Here is a 19,360-nt window from a genome sequence, read left to right on the forward strand (position 1 = left end):
TCGGGAGACGGCATGCAACAGACTCATCCGGGCACGACGGCTGCGCTGCTGGTCGACAGCCGCAACACGCTCGGCGAAGGCGCGACGTGGTGCGACAGGACGCACGCGCTGTACTGGGTGGACATCGAAGGCGCGCGGCTGTGGCGCTGCCGCGCGGACGGTTCGGACCTCACGCAGTGGGCGATGCCCGAACGGCTCGCATGCTTCGCGCTGACCGACGATCCGGACGTGCTGCTCGTCGGGCTCGCGACCCATCTCGCGTTTTTCGACCTGCGTAGCGGCGCGTTCACGCGGATCGTCGACGTCGAGCCCGAGCTGCCGACGCGGCTGAACGACGGGCGCTGCGACGGGGCCGGCGCGTTCGTGTTCGGGATGAAGGACGAAGGCGGCGAGCCGCCGCGCGCGATCGGCGGCTTCTACCGGCTCAACCCCGATCTCACGCTCGAACGGCTTGCGTTGCCGGCGGCTGCGATCGCGAACAGCATCGGGTTCTCGCCGGACGGCACGAAGATGTACTTCTGCGATTCGCTGGTGCGCGAGATTTTCGTGTGCGATTACCGTGCGGGCGGCAGCGTGGCCAACGTACGGCCGTTTGCGCGGCTGACGGATGCGGACGGCGACCCGGACGGTTCGATCGTCGATCGCGACGGCGGGCTGTGGAATGCGCAGTGGGGCGGCCGGCGGGTGGTGCGTTATGGGCTGGACGGGGTCGAGACGGATCGCGTCGAAGTGCCGACCGCGCAGCCGAGTTGCGTCGCGCTCGATGGTGAGGGGCGGGTGTATGTGACCAGTGCGCGTGTTGACCTGAGCGACGATGCATTGGCGAGCGACGCGCACGCAGGCGGTGTGTTCGTCGCGCAGACGCGTTACGCGGGGCTGCCGACCGCGCGGTTCGCGGGGACACCGCGCGGCTGATCGCGCGGTCGCATCCGGGTTCCCGTCCATGGGATCGCGCTGACGCGGCGGGTTTCGCGGTCGGGTCCGCGATCCGCCGCGCATGCGCGAGCGCGCGGCGGCCGACGCTCTTGTCGAACACGCGGCTTCTCTCCCCACCTGCTGGTAAGATGGCCCGCAATTCCATCCAGCACGCGCCATGAGTTCCACCCCGACCAAGCCCGCGAGCCCGAAGCACCCCGCGAAGACCTCCGCGAAAGCCACCCGCGCACCAGGCGACAAGCCGAAAGCGCGCGTGCAACAGCGCCTGACCTACGTGATCGGCGGCCTCGACCGGCTGCTGCGCCGTCACATGACCGACGCGCTCGCGCCGCTCGGCATCACGCTCGCGCAATACACGGCGCTGTCGGTGCTCGAGGCGCGCGGCGCATCGTCGAACGCGCAGTTGGCCGAACGCTCGTGGATCACGCCGCAATCGGCGAACGAGGTGATGAGCGTGATGGCCGCCCGCGGTTTCGTCACGCGCGAAGCCGACCCGTCGCACGGCCGCATCATCCTGCTGACGCTGACCGACGCGGGCGCGGCGATGCTGCGCGAATGCGAAGCCGTGCTGCGTCCGCTCGAGGCCCGCATGCTCGGCGACATCTCCGCCGACGACGCCGCGCACGTGCAGCGCGCGCTCGAACTGTTCTCGCGCAACCTGCGCGGCTGACCCCTTCCCGAACCTGCACGACGCGGGCCCCGCGGCCCGCGTTCGCCGTGCACGCGCCGTCGCCGATCGCCTGACCGTTCCCTGATTTCGTCGCCTCCATCGCGTTCCGCTTCGGGTTTACACCGGCGCTCGTGCCGCTTGCAATATCAGGTAGCCTGATATTAAATGAAGTCGTCCGCAGCACGCATGCTGCGCACCGAATCGCACTGGAAACGAACGACAGGAACAGACATGAGCAAGTACGACAACCGCTGGCAGACCGTTGAAGTGAAAGTGGAGGCCGGCATCGCGTGGGTCACGCTGAACCGCCCCGAGAAGCGCAATGCGATGAGCCCGACGCTGAACCAGGAGATGCTGCAGGTGCTCGACGCGGTCGAGTTCGACGACGAGGCGAAGGTGCTGGTGCTGACCGGCGCGGGCGCCGCGTGGACGGCCGGCATGGATCTGAAGGAATATTTCCGCGAGATCGACGGCGGCTCCGACGCGCTGCAGGAAAAGGTGCGCCGCGACGCATCGGAATGGCAGTGGCGCCGCCTGCGGATGTACAACAAGCCGACCATCGCGATGGTGAACGGCTGGTGCTTCGGCGGCGGGTTCTCGCCGCTCGTCGCGTGCGATCTCGCGATCGCGGCGGACGAAGCGGTGTTCGGGCTGTCGGAGATCAACTGGGGCATCCCGCCGGGCAACCTCGTCAGCAAGGCGATGGCGGATACCGTCGGGCACCGCCGCGCGCTGCACTACATCATGACCGGCGACACGTTCACCGGCGTCGAGGCGGCGGAGATGGGCCTCGTGAACAGCAGCGTGCCGCTCGCCGGGCTGCGCGACGCGACGATCGCGCTCGCCGCGCGGCTGATGGACAAGAACCCGGTCGTGCTGCGCGCGGCGAAGCACGGCTTCAAGCGCTCGCGCGAGCTCACGTGGGAGCAGTGCGAGGATTACCTGTATGCGAAGCTCGACCAGGCGCAGCTGCGCGACCCGGAGCGCGGCCGCGAGCAGGGGCTGAAGCAGTTCCTCGACGACAAGACGATCAAGCCGGGCTTGCAGGCATACAAGCGCTGATACAAGCGCCGACGCAGCCGCCGGCGCGACCGCCGGCGTAATCGCAAGAGACAGGCAAGGCAGGAGACGACATGACCGACAGACGGATGCTGATCGGCGGCGAGTGGTGCACCGCCCGCGACAGCCGCACCTTCGACCGCATCAACCCCGCGACGGGCGCGCTCGCGTCGCGCGCGCCGGCGGCCGGTACCGCCGACGCCGACGCGGCGATCGAGGCCGCGCACCGCGCATTCCCCGCCTGGGCGGCGCTCGCGCCGACCGAGCGGCGCCGCCGGCTGCTGAAGGCGGCCGACCTGATGGACGCACGCATCGACGCGTTCATCGAAACCGGCGTGGCCGAAACCGGCGCGACGCCCGGCTGGCTCGGCTTCAACGTGACGCTCGCGGCGAACATGCTGCGCGAGGCCGCGGCGATGACGACGCAGATCGACGGCGACGTGATCCCGTCCGATGTGCCGGGCAATCTCGCGCTCGCGATGCGCGTGCCGTGCGGCGTGGTGCTCGGCATCGCGCCGTGGAACGCGCCGGTGATCCTCGGCACGCGTGCGCTCGCGATGCCGCTCGCGTGCGGCAACACGGTCGTGCTGAAGGCATCCGAGGCGTGCCCGGGCGTGCACGCGCTGATCGGCGCGGTGCTGGACGAAGCCGGGCTCGGCGCGGGCGTGGTGAACGTGATCACGCACGCGGCGGCCGATGCGCCGGAACTCGTCGAGCGAATGATCGCGCATCCGCACGTGAAGCGGATCAACTTCACCGGGTCGACGCACGTCGGCCGCATCATCGCGCGCCACGCGGCCGCGCATCTGAAACCCGTGCTGCTCGAACTCGGCGGCAAGGCGCCGGTGCTGGTGCTCGACGACGCCGATGTCGACGCGGCCGTCGACGCGATCGCGTTCGGCGCATTCTTCAACCAGGGGCAGATCTGCATGTCGACCGAACGCGTGATCGCCGCGCGGCCGATTGCCGATGCGCTTGTCGAACGGCTGACGGCGAAGGCGCGCACGCTGATCGCCGGCGATCCGCAGGCCGGTCACGCGCTCGGCACGATGGTCGATGCGGCCGCCGCCGCGCGCGCGGCGTCGCTCGTCGAGGATGCGCGTGCGCATGGTGCGCAACTGCCGCTCGGTTGCCGTGTGGAAGGCGCGACGATGCAGCCCGCGATCGTCGACGGCGTCACGCGCGACATGCGGCTCTATCGCGAGGAATCGTTCGCGCCGGTCGTCGCGATCCTGCGCGCGGACAGCGACGACGAAGCGGTCGCGCTCGCGAACGACAGCGAGTTCGGGCTGTCGGCGAGCGTGTTCAGCCGCGACGTCGCACGCGCGATGGCGCTCGCGCGGCGGATCGAATCGGGCATCTGTCACATCAACGGGCCGACCGTGCACGACGAAGCGCAGATGCCGTTCGGCGGCACGAAGGCGAGCGGCTACGGCCGCTTCGGCAGCCGCGCGTCGATCGCCGAATTCACCGAGCTGCGCTGGATCACCGTGCAGACCACGCCGCGTCACTACCCGATATGAGCGAGCCGACGATGAATGTAGCGACGCCCGCCAGCAGCCCGGTGAACGACACGCGCGGCGTGCGCTATCGCGCGGCCGCCGTCGCGGTCGGCGCGGCCGAGATTCGCCGCACGGACGACGGCACCTGGTATCTGCGCTCGCGCGAACCGCTCGGCGATTACCCGACACGCATCACCGACTGCCTGGTGCGCGGCGCGCAAGTGCATCCGGACCGCGTGCTGGCCGCGCGGCGCGGCGCCGACGGCCGCTGGATCGAGATCACCTACGCGCAGATGCTCGAACGCGCCCGCGCGCTCGGCCAGGGGCTCGTCGATCTCGGGCTGTCGGCCGAGCGCCCGCTCGCGGTGCTGTCCGGCAACGATCTCGAGCATCTGCAGATGATGTTCGCGGCGATGCTGGCCGGCGTGCCGTACTCGCCGATCTCGCCCGCGTATTCGCTGGTGTCGACCGACTACGGCAAGCTGCGTCATACGCTCGGCGTGCTGCGGCCGGGCGCGGTGTTCGTCGCGGAACGCGCGCCGTTCGCGCGTGCGCTCGACGCGACGCTGCCGGCCGATGCGGCGCTGATCGTCGCTCGCGATGCGGACGTCGATGCCGCGGGCCGCGCGGTGCCGCTGTCGCGCCTCGTCGCCACCGTCCCGCGCACGATCGACGCGATCCACGACGCGGTCGGCCCCGATCATCTCGCGAAGATCCTGTTCACGTCCGGTTCGACGAAGCTGCCGAAGGCCGTGCCGACCACGCACCGGATGCTGTGCAGCAATCAGCAGATGCTGCGCCAGACGATGCCGGAGCTCACGCGCGAGCCGCCGGTGCTGGTCGACTGGCTGCCGTGGAATCACACGTTCGGCGGCAGTCACAACCTCGGCATCGCGCTGTACAACGGCGGCACGCTGTACATCGACGACGGCCGCCCGATGCCCGGCCGCTTCGACGAAACGGTGCGCAACCTGCGCGAGATCGCGCCGACGATCTACTTCAACGTGCCGAAGGGCTGGGAAGAGCTGACCGCCGCGCTCGAGCGCGACGCCGAACTGCGCGACACGTTCTTCTCGCGCGTGAAGCTGTATTTCTTCGGCGGCGCGGGGCTGTCGCAGGCCGCATGGGACCGGCTCGACCGCGTGACCGAAGCGCATTGCGGCGAGCGCATCCGGATCATGGCCGGCCTCGGGATGACGGAGGCGTCGCCGTCGTGCCTGTTCACGACGGGGCCGCTGATGCGCGCCGGCTACATTGGGCTGCCCGCGCCGGGCTGCGACGCGAAGCTCGTGCCGTGCGGCGGCAAGCACGAACTGCGCTTCAAGGGGCCGAACGTGATGCGCGGCTACTGGCACGCGGACGTCGATCCGCGCGACGTGTTCGACGAAGAGGGCTATTACCGCAGCGGCGACGCCGGCGTGTTTGCCGATCCGGAGCGGCCGGAGCTCGGGCTGATGTTCGACGGGCGGTTGACCGAGGATTTCAAGCTGAGCAGCGGCACGTTCGTCAGCGTCGGGCCGTTGCGCGCGAACGCGGTGTCGACGGGCGCGCCGTACGTGCAGGACGTGGTCGTCACCGGCATCGATCGCGACGACATCGGCTTGCTGGTGTTTCCGCGTGTCGACGCATGCCGTACGCTGGCGGGGCTCGCCGCCGATGCATCGGTGACCGACGTGCTGCGCGCGCCGGCCGTGCGCGCGGCGTTCGCGGCGTGGCTGGCCGCGCTGAACCGGAACGCGAGCGGCGGTTCGACGTTCGTCGCGCGGATCCGGCTGATCGACACGCCGCCGTCGCTCGATCTCGGCGAAGTGACCGACAAGGGTTCGCTGAACCAGGCGGCCGTTCAGAAGCATCGCGCGGCGACGATCGATGCGCTGTACGACCCGGCGCGGCGCGATCCCGACGTGATTTACGCGGACGGCGCGTCGAAGTAGCAACCGGCGGCAGGCAGCACCAAGCAGCAAGCATCACGCAGCACGCATCACGCAGCACAAAGCAGGCACAACGACCGGCCGGCCACGACACCGGCGGGCATTCTTGCGGCCAGTGAATCAGGTTGCCTGATAAAGGCGGCGATTCATGCGACACCTCGCGCGCCGAACCGCCACTGGCCGGCGGCGGCGCGCGGCGGCCGTTGCTGGGCCGACCGACTACAAGACATGGGACTGGAGACATGAACACTTACGTTGCCGAAAAATCCACGGTCGCGACCACGCTCGCGCTGTGTTTCGCGATCGCCCTCCTCGAAGGGCTCGACCTGCAGTCGGTCGGCGTCGCCGCGCCGCGGATGGCGCGCGAATTCGGGCTGTCCGTATCGCAGATGGGCATCGCGTTCAGCGCGGGCACGTTCGGGCTGCTGCCGGGCGCGATGCTCGGCGGGCGGCTCGCCGACCGGATCGGCCGCAAGCGCGTGCTGATCGCATCGGTCGTGCTGTTCGGGCTGCTGTCGATCGCGACCGCGCAGGTCTCGACGTTCGCGATGCTCGTCGTCGTGCGCGTGCTGACCGGCATCGGTCTGGGCGGCGCGATGCCGAACCTGATCGCGCTGTCGTCCGAAGCGGTCGAGCCGCGCTCGCGCAGCAGCGCGGTCGCGACGATGTACTGCGGGATCCCGTTCGGCGGCGTGATCGCGTCGCTGATCGGCGTGCTGCTCGCCGGCGACACCGAATGGCGGCACATCTTCTACGTCGGCGGCGTGGGGCCGCTGCTGCTCGTGCCGCTGCTGGTGTGGTTCCTGCCGGAATCGCGCGCGTACCTCGACGTCGCCGGCACGCAGGCCGCGCGCGCCAGCGTCGCTCGCACGCTGTTCGGCGACGGTCGCACGACGTCGACGGTCGCGCTGTGGGTCAGCTACTTCTGCACGCTGATCGTCCTGTACTTCCTGCTGAACTGGCTGCCGTCGCTGATGGCATCGCGCGGGCTCGATCGCGCGCACGTCGGCCTCGTGCAGATCGCGTTCAACGTCGGCGCCGGGCTCGGCGCGCTCGGCATCGGCGCGGCGCTCGACCGGATGCGCGCGTCGCGCGTGGTCGGCGGCATGTACGTCGGGATCGTGCTGTCGCTCGCCGCGCTCGCGGCCGCGCCCGGCTTCGCGTCGCTCGCGACGGCCGCGTTCGCGGCCGGGATGTTCGTCGTCGGCGGGCAGTCGGTGCTGTATGCGCTCGCCGCGATCTACTACCCGACCGCGATGCGCGGCACCGGCGTCGGCGCGGCGGTGGCCGTCGGCCGGCTCGGCTCCGTCGTCGGGCCGCTCGCGGCCGCGACGCTGCTCGCCGCGGGCCGCAGCGCGCCCGTCGTGATCGGCGCCAGTATTCCCGTCACGCTCGTCGCGGCCTTCGCTGCATTCGTGCTGATTCGCCGTCCGCAAGCCGGCGACTGACGTTTCGTTTTTTTCAATGCGCGCCGTCAGAGCGCGCGATTCAACACGGTCTGGAGACGCAACGAAATGAAGACGAAGACAAGGAACGGCCTGCTGGCCGCCGGCGCGTGCTGCGCGCTCGCCGCGCCGGGCGCGCACGCGCAGTCGAGCGTGACGCTGTACGGGATCATCGATACGGGCGTCGAATTCGTGTCGCACGCGAACGCGGCGGGCGACCACGTGGTGCGGATGCCGGGCGTGACCGGCGAGCTGCCGTCGCGCTGGGGGCTGCGCGGCACCGAGGATCTCGGCGGCGGCTACCAGGCGGTGTTCACGCTCGAAAGCGGCTTCAACGTGCGCGGCGGCGACCTCGGCCAGGGCGGCCGGTTGTTCGGGCGCCAGGCGTTCGTCGGCCTGAAGAGCGGCTTCGGCACGCTCGCGTTCGGCCGCCAGTACACGATGACCTACCTCGCGCTGCAGGGCGCGGACATCATCGGCCCCGACATCTACGGGCTCGGCTCGTTCGACGCGTACGTGCCGAACGGCCGCGCCGACAACGCGGTGACGTACCTCGGCACGTATCGCGGCGTGACGCTCGGCGCCGCGTATTCGTTCGGCCGCGACGGTGCGGGCACCGGCAACTCGCCGGGGCAGGGCACGTGCGCGGGGCAGGTGCCGGGCGATGCGGTGCAGTGCCGCAACTGGTCGGTGATGCTCAAGTACGACAGCGCGTATTTCGGGGCGGCGGCGTCGTACGAGGAACAGCGCGGCGGCACCGGCGCGGCCGCGAACTTCTTCGACGGCGTGGCGCCCGTTCCCTTCACGAGCAGCGGTGGCAAGGATGCGCGCACGCACGTGAGCGCGTATGCGCAGGCGGCCGGCGCGAAGATCGGCGCGGGCTGGATCGGGCGGCGCGTGTCGACCGGTTCGCCGGTCGCGGCGGGCGCGCATTCGGACCTGTTCTTCGTCGGCGCGTCGTATGCGGTGAAGCCCGATTTCATCGTCGACGGCGAAGGCTACCGGATCGTCAACAGCGCGCACGACACGCGCGCGACGATGGCCACGCTGCGCGCGACCTATCTGCTGACCAAGCGCACGGCCGTCTACGCGCAGTCGTCGTATCTGTGGAACAGCGCGCACGCGCGCTACTCGGTCAGCGGCGGCGGCCCCGGCACGACACCCGGCGCGGGGATGGGGCAGCTCGGCGCGATGGTCGGCGTGCGGCACATGTTCTGATTCACCGGCGTGACGAACCCAACGGGAGTTATCTTGAACAGGAAATCTGCATTCCTCTGTATGGCGCCGTTGTCCGCCGCCGCCCTGCTCGCCGGTTGCGGCGGCGACGATTCGATCGGCGCCGCGCCCACGCACCTGAGCGCCGCGACGCCGGCCGCGATGGCGCAGACCTGCGACGCGCTCGCCGCGAAGCTCGCGTATGCGAACACGTCGTTCACGTCGGTGACGACCGCGGCCGCCGGCGCGCTGACGGTGGCCGGCAAGCCGGTCGCCGAACACTGCGTGATCGAAGGGAAGATGAACGAGCGCGTGAGCGCGGTGGACGGCAAGACCTATGCGATCGGCTTCGAGATGCGCTTGCCGAAGGCGTGGAACGGCCGCTTCTTCTACCAGGCGAACGGCGGGCTCGACGGCAACGTCGTGACGGCGACCGGCGAGATCGGCGGCGGCGGACCGCTGACCAACGCGCTGAACCAGGGGTTCGCGGTGATCAGCTCGGACTCCGGGCACAGCGCCGCGCAGAATCCGCTGTTCGGCCTCGATCCGCAGGCGCGCATCGACTACGGCTACGGTGCCGTCGACGCGCTGACGCCAATGGCCAAGCAGGTGATCCGGCTCGCATACGGCAAGGCACCCGATCGCAGCTATTTCGGCGGCTGCTCGAACGGCGGCCGTCACGCGATGGTCACGGCGGTACGCAACCCGGCCGACTACGACGGCATCATCGCGGGCGACCCGGGCTTCCACTTGCCGAAGGCGGCGATCGGCGAGATGTACGGCGCGCAGCAGTTCGCGAAGATCGCGTCGGCCACAGGAACGAACGGGTTGCCGGACATCCGCAGCGGTTTCAACGATGCGGAGCGCCAGTTCGTCGGCGCGAAGATCCTCGAAAAATGCGATGCGCTCGACGGCGCGGCCGACGGGATGGTGCAGGACGTCGCCGCGTGCCAGGCGCACTTCAGCGTCGATGCCGATATCCCGACCTGCGCGAACGGCACGCGTACCGGATCGTGCCTGACGCCGGCGCAGAAAACCGCGCTGGAGAACGTGTTCACCGGTGCGCGCAACAGCGCGGGCGCGGCGCTGTACGCGAGCTTTCCGTACGATCCGGGCGTGTCGGGCCCTGGCTGGGCCGCCTGGAAGCAGTCGAACTCGATCATGCTCGATCCGGCCGCGATGGCGTTCACGTTCATGACGCCGCCGAAGACCGCCGCGGTGCTCGCGAATCTCGCCGGCTTCGCGCTCGGCTTCGACATGGACAACGACGCGCCGGCGATCTTCGCGACGAACGGCACCTACACGCAATCGTCATGGTCGTTCATGACGCCGCCCGACGAGACGAACCTGTCCGCGCTGAAGTCGCGCGGCGCGAAGCTGATCGTCTATCACGGCACGGGCGACCCGGTGTTCTCGTTCAACGACACGCGCGACTGGTACGCGCAGGTCGCGCAGGCGAACGGTGGCGATGCGTCGGGCTTTGCGCGCTTCTATCCGGTGCCGGGGATGAACCACTGTTCGGGCGGGCCGGCCGCCGACCAGTTCGACATGCTGACGCCGCTGGTTGCGTGGGTCGAGCAGGGGCAGGCGCCTGCGACGATCGTGGCCGCCGCGCGCGACAAGACGAACGCGGTGCCGAACGCGGACGTGCCCGCCTCGTGGGGCGCGGGGCGCACGCGGCCGCTGTGCCCGTATCCGCAGGTCGCGCGCTACAACGGCTCGGGCGACCTGAATTCGGCGGCGAGCTTCAGTTGTCGCTGACGTAGCCGTCGATGGGAACCGGCCGGCGCACGCGATCGCGCGCCGGCCGGTTCATCGCCGCATTCACTCGCCGGCATCGACCGGCACGTCGAGCCCGACCTTCACGCGGCTCATGCTCACGAGCGTCTTGAACCGCTTCACGTTGTTGTTCGCAAAGAACAGCTCGCGCGTGAGCGCGTTGTACTGATCCATGTTGCGCACCGCGAGGATCAGCACGAAATCCCATTCCCCGGTCACGTAGTAGCACTGCTGAATCTGCGGGCACCGCTCGAACGCGCGTTTCATCGCGTCGAGCTGGTCGATCTGCTCGCTTTCGACCTCGACGTTCACGACGATCGTCAGCGGATGATCGACCTTGTCCGGCGCGACGACGGCCGTGTAGCGCTCGATCACGCCGTCTTGCGCGAGGCGCCGCAGCCGCCGGTTCACGGCGGCGGTCGACAGGTTGACGCGCGCGCCGAGCTCGGCCTGCGGCGTCTGCGCGTCGCGCTGGACTTCCATCAGCAGCTTGCGATCGAACGCATCCAGAGGGGTCGTCATGATGGCGCGTGAAACCTCGAAAGAATGAGAAATTTTTGCGTCGGGGCGGTCGATTTGGCGATTTTGTTGACCGGCGTGCGCAATATTATTTTTCCAACCGACGGCGAGCGCAACCGGTGCCCGCCCGACCCGACTCACCCGACGGACCGCCGCGGTCCCGATCCGGAGCCTTCCCCATGCTGATCGCCAACCCGCGCGCGTCGCGCACCGCCTATCCCCACGCACTGCGCCGCGTGATGAACATCGCGTCGGCCGAGGAAAGCGGCGCCTGGCTCGCGCACTGGCCGCTCGTCGGCCACGCGCGCACGCCGCTGCGCGCGCTGCCCGACCTGGCCGCGCGGCTCGGCGTCGCGAGCGTCAGCGTGAAGGACGAGTCGTGCCGCTCGCCGCTCGGCAGCTTCAAGGCGCTCGGCGCGCCGATCGCGCTGGTGCGGCTCGTGAAGCGGCTGCGGCGCACGCAGGCACTCGATCCGCAGGGGCTCGTCACCGGCCGCTACGCGTCCGAGCTCGCCGACCTGACGGTGATCAGCGCGACCGACGGCAATCACGGCCGCGCGCTGGCCGCGGCCGCGCGCGCGGTCGGCTGCGGCTGCGTGATCGTGCTGCACGCGAACGTCGACGCCGAGCGCGAACGCGCGATCTCGGCCTACGGCGCGCGGATCGTGCGTATCGCGGGGAACTACGACGAGTCGGTGGTCTGCGCGGCGCAGCTCGCGCAGGCGAACGGCTGGTACGTCGTATCGGATACGTCGTACGACGGCTACGAGGCGATCCCGCGCGACGTGATGCAGGGCTACGGCGTGATCGCCGCCGAAGCGGCCGCGCAGGCGGCGGAGGACGACGGGCGGCCGTTTACGCACGTATTCCTGCAAGGCGGCGTGGGCGGCCTCGCCGCGGGCGTCGCGAGTTACCTGTGGGAGCGCGACGGCGTGCAGCGGCCGCGCTTCATCGTCGTCGAGCCGCGCCAGGCCGATTGCCTGTACCAGAGCGCGCTGGCCGGCCGCGCGGCGAAGGCGACCGGCAGCGTCGATTCGGTGATGGCCGGGCTCGCGTGCGGCGAGGCGTCGCCGCTCGCATGGGATTTCCTCGAAATGTGCATCGACCACTTCATGCTGATCGACGACGACGACGCGGTGCAGGCGATGCGCGGCCTCGCGGCCGGCAGCGAGCGCGACGTGCCGCTCGTCGCCGGCGAATCGGGCGCGGCCGGCGTGGCGGGGCTGCACGTGCTGATGCGCGACCCGGCACTCGCGAGGCAGGTGGGGCTCGACGCGAACGCGCGCGTGCTGGCGATCAACACGGAAGGGGCGACCGCGCCGTCCGTGTACCGGAACTGCGTCGGCGAGACGGCCGACGCGGTGCTGGCGCGGCAGCGCGACTGGCTGAGCCGCGCGGCGGTGGCGGCCTGAACGACGTGACGATCGACATGACGACCGACGAGGTGAACGTAATGGATGCAATCGACGCAATTGAAGCAAGCACGCTGCACGGGCAACTGAAGAGCTGGCGCCGCCATCTGCACCAGTATCCGGAGACGGGTTTCGAAGAGGTGAACACGTCGGACTACGTCGCGCGCATCCTGACGACGCTCGGCCTCGACGTGCATCGCGGCATCGGCGGCACGGGGCTCGTCGCGAACCTGACGGCCGGCACCGGCCGGCGCGCGATCGGCATTCGCGCGGACATGGACGCGCTGAACATCGCCGAGCATGCCCCGGGCCGCGAGCATGTGTCGCGCACGCCGGGCAAGATGCACGCGTGCGGTCACGACGGCCACATGTCGATGGTGCTCGGCGCCGCGCGGCTGCTGGCCGAACGCAAGGACTTCGACGGCACGGTGCGCTTCATCTTCCAGCCGGCGGAAGAGCACGGCCGCGGCGCGAAGGCGATGATGGCCGACGGGCTGTTCGAGCGTTTTCCGGTGGACGCGATCTTCGGTGCGCACAACATGCCGGGCCTGCGCGCGGGCACGTTCTCGACGCGTGCGGGCGGCATCATGGCGAGCGAGGACAATTTCGTGATCCGGATCGACGGGCGCGGCACGCATGCGGCGCGTCCGCACATGGGCATCGATCCGATCGTGATCGGCTCGCAAATCGTGCTCGCGCTGCAGACGATCGTGTCGCGCAATCTCGACCCGGGGCAGCAAGCGGTGATCTCGTGCACGGAGTTCATCACCGACGGGCTGCGCAACGTGCTGCCGTCGACGGTGACGATCAAGGGCGACACGCGCAGCTATTCGCGCGACGTGCAGGCGCTGCTGGAAACGCGGATGCGCGAGATCAGCGAAGGGATCTGCCGCACGCACGGCGCGGCCTGCACGTTCGAGTACACGCACGAGTTCGCGCCGACGGTGAATTCCCCGGAATGGGTCGATACGGCCGTGCAGGCCGCCGCGCATGTCGCGGGCGCCGACGCGGTGAACGCCGACGTGCAGCCGATGATGATCTCGGAGGATTTCGGCGCGTTCCTGCAGGCGGTGCCCGGCAATTTCGTGTTCATCGGCAACGGCGAGGCGGCCGGGCAGGGCGGCGTGCCGCTACACAATGCGACGTACGACTTCAACGACGAGATCTTGCCGGTCGGCGCGCGGTATTTCGCGGAAGTGGCGCGGCGCGCGTTGCGGGCCGCGTAGCGGGCGCACCGCGTCCGGCAGCGTTACGCTTCGGCTGCCCGCTTGCCCGGCGCGTCGGCCGTGCTCGTGCGCTCGAGGATCGCCAGCACTTCGCGGGCGGTGTTCTCCGAATGGCTGCGCAGCACCTGCGGCAGCCGCGCGTGGCCGGGGTCGGCAAGCGCGGCCATGATTTCCTCGTGCTCGTGCAGCGATTCGGCCCAGCGCAGCGTGTCCGCGTTCGCGGCGCCGCGCGCGCGATGCACCTTCGACATCAGCGACGCATAGATGCCCGACAGCACCGGATTGCCGGCCGCGTCGACGATCATCTGGTGAATCTGCTGGTTCAGCCGGAAATAGTCGACGCGCTTGCCGGCTTCATGGCATTCGACCATCTTCCGGTGCTTCGCCTGCAGCGCGGCGAGCGCCGACGCGCCGAGCCGCTTGCGCAGCAACTCGCCCGCCATCGCCTCCAGCCCGTGCAGGAGCTCGAACGTCGACACGAGATCGTCGATGTCGATCGACGCGACGCGATAGCCGATGTACTGGCGATGCGTGACGGCCCCTTCCGCGACGAGCACCTTCAGCGCTTCGCGCAGCGGCGTCTTCGACACGTCGAACGCGAGGCTCAGTTCCTTTTCGTCGATCCGCGCGCCCGGTGGCAGTTCGCCCTCGTCGATCATCACGCGCAGGCGCGCGGCGATCTCCGCGGCCATGCCGCGCGTGCGCAGAAGCAGGGGATTGCGGGGTGTCTGGGTCATGATGGGGCAAGCTTATCACGATATCGGGGCTTACCCTGCACCATCATGGTGATTAAACAAATTCAATGAAACCAAGTGTTTACGATAACGGTAATTATAAATTTCTAATCCTATACTCGGCTCAACGTTGCGCGACGTCCCGACCATCCTCGTTCATCTGCGGAGCCCGTCCATGTCTTCAACCTCCGGTGTCGCCGGCCTGACGGTCGGCAAGTCCGCCGTCCGCTGGAAGATATTCGTCGTCATGCTGAGCCTGATCGCGATCAACTACGTCGATCGCGCGTCGCTGTCCGTCGCCATGCCTTACATCTCGCAGGAGTTCAACATCGGCCCGGCGATGGAGGGTCTGATCCTGAGTTCGTTCTTCTGGACCTATGCGGTGATGCAGATCCCCGGCGGGATTCTGGCCGACCGCTTCAAGCCGCGCATCGTGATCGCGACGGCGACCGTGTTCTGGGGCTTCTTCCAGGCGATCGCCGCGTTGTGCACGAACGCGCCGTCGCTGCTCCTCACCCGCCTCGGCCTCGGCGCATCCGAAGCGCCGATCTATCCGGCCGGCGGCAAGCTCAACGCGATCTGGATGACGCAAACCGAGCGCGGTCGCGGCGCCACGCTGCTCGACGGCGGCGCGCCGCTCGGCGCGGCGTTGGGCGCGGTGCTGATTGCCGGGCTGATCGCGCTGCTCGGCTCGTGGCGGCTCGCGTTCGCGGTGGCCGGCATCGGCACCGTGCTCGCCGGCTTCCTCGCGTGGTACTACATCCGCAACACGCCGCGCGAGCACCCGGGTGTCAACGATCTCGAAGCCGACTACATCGAGGCGTCGCACGCGAGCGATCTCGCGGCCGAGCCGGCCGGTGCGTCGGGCCGTTCGCGCGACTTCTTCAAGTACCGCTCGGTGTGGTGCATGTTCTTCGGCTGGATGTGCTTCAACAGCGTGTTCTACGGGCTGCTCACGTGGATGCCGAACTACCTGCACAAGGTGCACGGCTTCGACATCAAGCAGATGGGCGGCTCGACCTTCGTCATCTTTTTCTGCGGCTTCGTCGGCGAACTGCTCGGCGGCTGGATCGCCGACAAGTGGAAAGCCGCGGGCGGCCGCCCGAACGTCGTGATGCGCACGCTGTTCGGCATCGCCGCGGTGATCGCGACCGTGTCGATCTTTTCCGTCGCGTATGTGAAGAGCCCGGCCGTGTGCGTCGCGCTGCTGTCGTCGACGCTGTTCTTCCTGCGCTGGTGCGGGCTGTACTGGTGCATTCCGTCGTCGCTCGGCACGCGCAACAAGATCGGCTTCCTCGGCGGCTTCATGAACCTCGGCGGCAACATCGGCGGCATCACCGTGCCGATCCTCGTCGGCGCGATCGTGCAGTTCACCGGCTCGTACTTCCTCGCGCTGATGGTGTTCGCGGCAGCCGGCGTCGGCCTGCTCGTGTGCTCCAGCGCGATCGACTACGAAAACAAGCTCCCGGTCTGACCGACTTCCTTCACTGCATCGACTGCATTCACTCGTAAAGAGAAAACCATCATGAAGAAACGTATCCTGCTCGGCATGCTCACCCCGTCGTCCAACACGTCGCTCGAACCGCTGACGAGCGCGATGGTGGCCGGCCTGCCGGGCGTGTCCGCGCACTTCGCACGCTTCCCCGTCACCGAGATCTCGCTGACGGGCCACGCGCTCGGCCAGTTCGACGACGACAAGATCATCCAGGCCGCGATGCTGCTTGCCGACGCGAAGGTCGACGTGATCGCGTGGAACGGCACGTCGTCCGGCTGGCTCGGCTTCGAGGCCGACGAGCGGCTGTGCCGGCGCATCACCGACGCGACCGGCATTCCGGCCACGACGTCGGTGCTCGCGCTCAACGAGATCCTGAAGAAAACCCACGCGCACGAGTTCGGCCTCGTCACGCCGTATCTCGACGACGTGCAGACGAAGATCGTCGACAACTATCGCCGCTCGGGGCTGAACTGCATCGCCGAGCGGCACCTGAATCTGAAGGTCAATTTCTCGTTCTCCGAAGTGACGGGCGATCAAATCGGCGCGATGGTGCGTGAAGTCGCGAAGGCCGGCCCGCGCGCGATCTCGATCTTCTGCACCAACCTGAACGCGGCGCATCTCGTGCCGGCGCTCGAGGAAGAGACGGGCATCCCGATCTACGACACGATCTCGACCGTCGTGTGGAAGTCGCTGCAGCTCGCCGATTACGACACGCGGCAGGTGAAGGGCTGGGGGCGTCTCTTCAGCGACGTGATCTGAGGCGCGTCATGTCGAACGATCTCGATTTCGTGATCCGTCACGCGGACGTCGTGACGGCGTCGGACCGGTTCTCGTGCGACATCGGCATCCGCGCGGGACGCGTGGCGATGCTCGGTCACGGGCTGCCGCGCGCGCCGCGCGAGCTCGATGCGACGGGGATGCTCGTGATGCCGGGCGGCGTCGATGCGCACTGCCATCTCGACCAGCCGATGCCCGACGGGCTGAAGATGGCCGACGACTTCCTGTCCGGCACGCGCTCCGCGCTGTGCGGCGGCACGACGACCGTGATCCCGTTCGCCGCGCAGGCGAAGGGGCAGTCGCTGCAGGCCGCCGTCGACGACTATCACCGCCGCGCGCAAGGGCGCGCGCTGATCGATTACGGCTTTCACCTGATCGTCGCCGATCCGACGCCGCACGTGCTGGCCGACGAATTGCCGCGGCTGATCGCGAACGGCTACACGTCGTTCAAGGTGTACATGACCTACGACGACCTGAAGCTGAACGACCGGCAGATGCTCGACGTGCTGTCGGTCGCGCGCGAGCACGGCGCGCTCGTGATGGTGCATGCGGAAAACTCGGACTGCATCGGCTGGCTCACCGAGCGGCTGCTCGGCGATGGCCACACCGCGCCGCATTTCCATGCGCATGCGCGGCCGGCCGTGGTCGAGCGCGAGGCGACGCATCGCGCGATCGCGTTCGCGGAACTCGTCGACGTGCCGATCCTGATCGTGCACGTGTCGGGCGCCGAGGCGATCGAGCAGATCCGCTGGGGGCAGTCGCGCGGGTTGCCGATCCTCGCCGAAACCTGTCCTCAGTACCTGTATCTCACGGCCGCCGATCTCGGTCACGACGGCTACGAAGGCGCGAAATGCGTTTGCAGCCCGCCGCCGCGCGATCCGGCCAACCAGCAGGCCGTGTGGAAGGCGCTGAAACAGGGCGTGTTCTCGGTATTCTCGTCCGATCACGCGCCGTTCAACTACGACGATCCGTGCGGCAAGCACCCGGGCGGCCATGCGGTGTCGTTCGACCATATTCCGAACGGGATCCCCGGCCTCGAGACGCGCCTGCCGCTGTTGTTCGACGGCGTGCGCAAGGGCCGCCTGTCGCTGCACCAGTTCGTCGAGCTGACGTCGCTGCGGCCCGCGAAGCTGTACGGGCTGTATCCGCGCAAGGGAACGATTGCTGTGGGTGCCGATGCGGACATCGTCGTGTGGGATCCGGACAAACGCGTGCGGATCGCGAACGCGTCGCTGCATCACGCGGTCGACTACACGCCTTACGAAGGGACCGAGGTGACGGGCTGGCCGCGTCATTGCCTGTCGCGCGGCGAGCTGCTCGTCGAGGACGGCCGGCTGCTCGCGGCCGAGCCGGGGCGCGGGCAGTTCCTGCCGGCCGGCAGGCCGTGCCTTGACTGATTTCATTGATCGGATGCGAGCGGCGCGCCTGCAGCAGCAGACGCCGTTTCCACGGGAGCAAGGATGAGCATTTCCCACGCAATGCGCGGCCTCGCGGCCGTAGCGATCGTCGTCGGTTCGTGCGGCGGTCCGGCGTTGGCCGCAGGCGCCGCGCCGCAGGAGCTGCCGAGCGTCGTGCCCGAATCGGTCGGCGTCGATTCGGCGCCGCTCGTGCGGCTGTCCGAATGGCTGCGCCGCGACCGGATGGACGTACGCAGCCTCGTCGTCGTGAAGGACGGCAAGATCGTGTTCGAGCGCTACGGCGACGGCCTCGCGCGCGACAACAACTATGAGCTGTATTCGGTGACGAAGACCGTCACCGCGCTGCTCGCAGGCATCCTCGACGGCGAGGGCAAGCTCGGCCCGTCGACGAAGGTCGCGCCGCTGATCGCGGCCGCGCGGCCCGACCTCGCGAGCGAACTCGCGGACAAGCAGGACATCGCGCTGCGGCACCTGATGTCGATGTCGAGCGGGCTGCGCTACACGACGCGCGAAGGCACCGATCCGCTGTACTACGACGCGCCCGACCGGTTGCGCGTCGCGGTCACGAGCCGCGCCGCGCAGCCGCCCGGCACGCATTTCGACTATATCGACGTGAACCCGGTGCTGGTCGGCACGGCGGTGTCGATCGCCGCGGGCGAGCGCGAGGACGACTTCGCGCGCAGGCGGCTGTTCGAACCGCTCGGCTTCGCGCACTACCGCTGGAGCGGCGCGGACGGCACGGGCGCGGTGGCGGGCGGCTGGGGCCTGCGGCTGCGCGCGGTCGACATGGCGAAGATCGGCATGCTGCTGCTCGATCAGGGCCGCTGGAACGGCCAGCAGATCGTGCCGGCCGCCTGGGTGCGGCAGATGACGACGCCGTCGCCGGCCGCGGCCGATTACGGCTATTACTGCTGGATCGGCCACGTCGTCGAACACGGCACACCGGAATTCGGTGCGATGGGCTTCAAGGGGCAGTTCATCACGGTGCTGCCGGCCCAGCACGCGGTCGTCGTGATGACGAGCCTGCTGCCGACCGATGGCGGGTTGCGCGATGCGACCTACCTGAACCTGTATCGGCGGATGGTCGGCGACTACATCCTGCCGGCGCTCACCCCTGCGCGGCCGCCGGTCGAGCGCGCGGAAGCGACGCGGGCGCTGCGCGACGAACTCGCGCGCAGCCGGCAGACGAAGGGCGTGCCCGGTACGGCCGCCGCGTTCAACGATGCACCGGAGATTTGATGA

The 19,360-nt window shown here is 69.0% G+C and carries 16 protein-coding genes; 14 read left to right on the forward strand and 2 right to left on the reverse strand.

The window, feature by feature from the left end:
* The first annotated feature begins 12 nt into the window (after positions 1–12).
* The 8 genes from HWX62_RS19440 to HWX62_RS19475 all read left to right on the forward strand — a co-directional run bounded on the left by HWX62_RS19440 (position 13) and on the right by HWX62_RS19475 (position 10,519).
* A complete protein-coding gene (locus HWX62_RS19440) occupies positions 13–915 on the forward strand; it encodes an SMP-30/gluconolactonase/LRE family protein (RefSeq protein WP_175931088.1) in 903 nt (300 codons plus the stop codon).
* A gap of 178 nt (positions 916–1,093) precedes the next feature.
* Positions 1,094–1,606, forward strand: coding sequence for a MarR family winged helix-turn-helix transcriptional regulator (locus HWX62_RS19445; protein WP_175931089.1), 513 nt, complete (start codon positions 1,094–1,096; stop codon positions 1,604–1,606).
* A gap of 231 nt (positions 1,607–1,837) precedes the next feature.
* On the forward strand, positions 1,838–2,668 hold the full coding sequence (locus tag HWX62_RS19450; RefSeq protein WP_175931090.1) for a p-hydroxycinnamoyl CoA hydratase/lyase: 831 nt from the start codon (positions 1,838–1,840) through the stop codon (positions 2,666–2,668).
* A 71-nt stretch (positions 2,669–2,739) separates the two neighbouring features.
* Positions 2,740–4,188, forward strand: a complete 1,449-nt coding sequence (locus tag HWX62_RS19455; RefSeq protein WP_175931091.1) for an aldehyde dehydrogenase — start codon at positions 2,740–2,742, stop codon at positions 4,186–4,188.
* A gap of 11 nt (positions 4,189–4,199) precedes the next feature.
* Positions 4,200–6,101, forward strand: coding sequence for a feruloyl-CoA synthase (locus tag HWX62_RS19460; RefSeq protein ID WP_244136066.1), 1,902 nt, complete (start codon positions 4,200–4,202; stop codon positions 6,099–6,101).
* Positions 6,102–6,340: 239 nt separating this feature from the next.
* Positions 6,341–7,546 (forward strand): 3-(3-hydroxy-phenyl)propionate transporter MhpT, encoded by a 1,206-nt coding sequence (mhpT, locus tag HWX62_RS19465; RefSeq protein WP_175931093.1) that lies wholly within the window; start codon positions 6,341–6,343, stop codon positions 7,544–7,546.
* 66 nt (positions 7,547–7,612) lie between these two features.
* On the forward strand, positions 7,613–8,761 hold the full coding sequence (locus HWX62_RS19470) for a porin (protein ID WP_175931094.1): 1,149 nt from the start codon (positions 7,613–7,615) through the stop codon (positions 8,759–8,761).
* Between the two features lie 33 nt (positions 8,762–8,794).
* Positions 8,795–10,519 carry a tannase/feruloyl esterase family alpha/beta hydrolase gene (locus tag HWX62_RS19475; protein WP_175931095.1) on the forward strand — a complete coding sequence of 575 codons (1,725 nt, stop codon included), beginning with the start codon at positions 8,795–8,797 and terminating at the stop codon, positions 10,517–10,519.
* A gap of 63 nt (positions 10,520–10,582) precedes the next feature.
* On the opposite strand, the gene HWX62_RS19480 is transcribed toward HWX62_RS19475, so the two are convergent.
* A complete protein-coding gene (locus HWX62_RS19480) occupies positions 10,583–11,059 on the reverse strand; it encodes an Lrp/AsnC family transcriptional regulator (protein WP_175931096.1) in 477 nt (158 codons plus the stop codon).
* A 176-nt stretch (positions 11,060–11,235) separates the two neighbouring features.
* Between HWX62_RS19480 and HWX62_RS19485 the strand changes: the two genes are divergently transcribed.
* Complete coding sequence (locus HWX62_RS19485) at positions 11,236–12,468, forward strand: diaminopropionate ammonia-lyase (protein WP_175931097.1); 1,233 nt, start codon at positions 11,236–11,238, stop codon at positions 12,466–12,468.
* Between the two features lie 41 nt (positions 12,469–12,509).
* The gene (locus HWX62_RS19490; protein ID WP_175931220.1) at positions 12,510–13,694 is read left to right on the forward strand and encodes a M20 aminoacylase family protein; all 1,185 of its coding nucleotides are present in this window, start codon (positions 12,510–12,512) and stop codon (positions 13,692–13,694) included.
* Between the two features lie 23 nt (positions 13,695–13,717).
* On the opposite strand, the gene HWX62_RS19495 is transcribed toward HWX62_RS19490, so the two are convergent.
* On the reverse strand, positions 13,718–14,431 hold the full coding sequence (locus HWX62_RS19495; protein WP_175931098.1) for a GntR family transcriptional regulator: 714 nt from the start codon (positions 14,429–14,431) through the stop codon (positions 13,718–13,720).
* A 172-nt stretch (positions 14,432–14,603) separates the two neighbouring features.
* Here HWX62_RS19495 and HWX62_RS19500 point away from each other — a divergent pair, with 172 nt between their 5' ends.
* From HWX62_RS19500 to HWX62_RS19515, 4 genes are all read left to right on the forward strand, one after another.
* Entirely contained in the window at positions 14,604–15,902 is a 1,299-nt protein-coding gene (locus HWX62_RS19500; protein WP_175931099.1) for an MFS transporter, read from the forward strand.
* A gap of 51 nt (positions 15,903–15,953) precedes the next feature.
* Entirely contained in the window at positions 15,954–16,682 is a 729-nt protein-coding gene (locus HWX62_RS19505) for an aspartate/glutamate racemase family protein (RefSeq protein WP_175931100.1), read from the forward strand.
* Positions 16,683–16,690: 8 nt separating this feature from the next.
* Positions 16,691–18,097, forward strand: coding sequence for a dihydropyrimidinase (gene hydA, locus HWX62_RS19510; protein ID WP_175931101.1), 1,407 nt, complete (start codon positions 16,691–16,693; stop codon positions 18,095–18,097).
* Positions 18,098–18,160: 63 nt separating this feature from the next.
* Positions 18,161–19,357, forward strand: a complete 1,197-nt coding sequence (locus tag HWX62_RS19515) for a serine hydrolase (RefSeq protein ID WP_175931102.1) — start codon at positions 18,161–18,163, stop codon at positions 19,355–19,357.
* Positions 19,358–19,360 lie beyond the last annotated feature (3 nt).

Origin of the sequence: Burkholderia sp. BCC0506 (assembly GCF_902833145.1) — a bacterium.
Classification (GTDB): Bacteria; Pseudomonadota; Gammaproteobacteria; order Burkholderiales; family Burkholderiaceae; genus Burkholderia.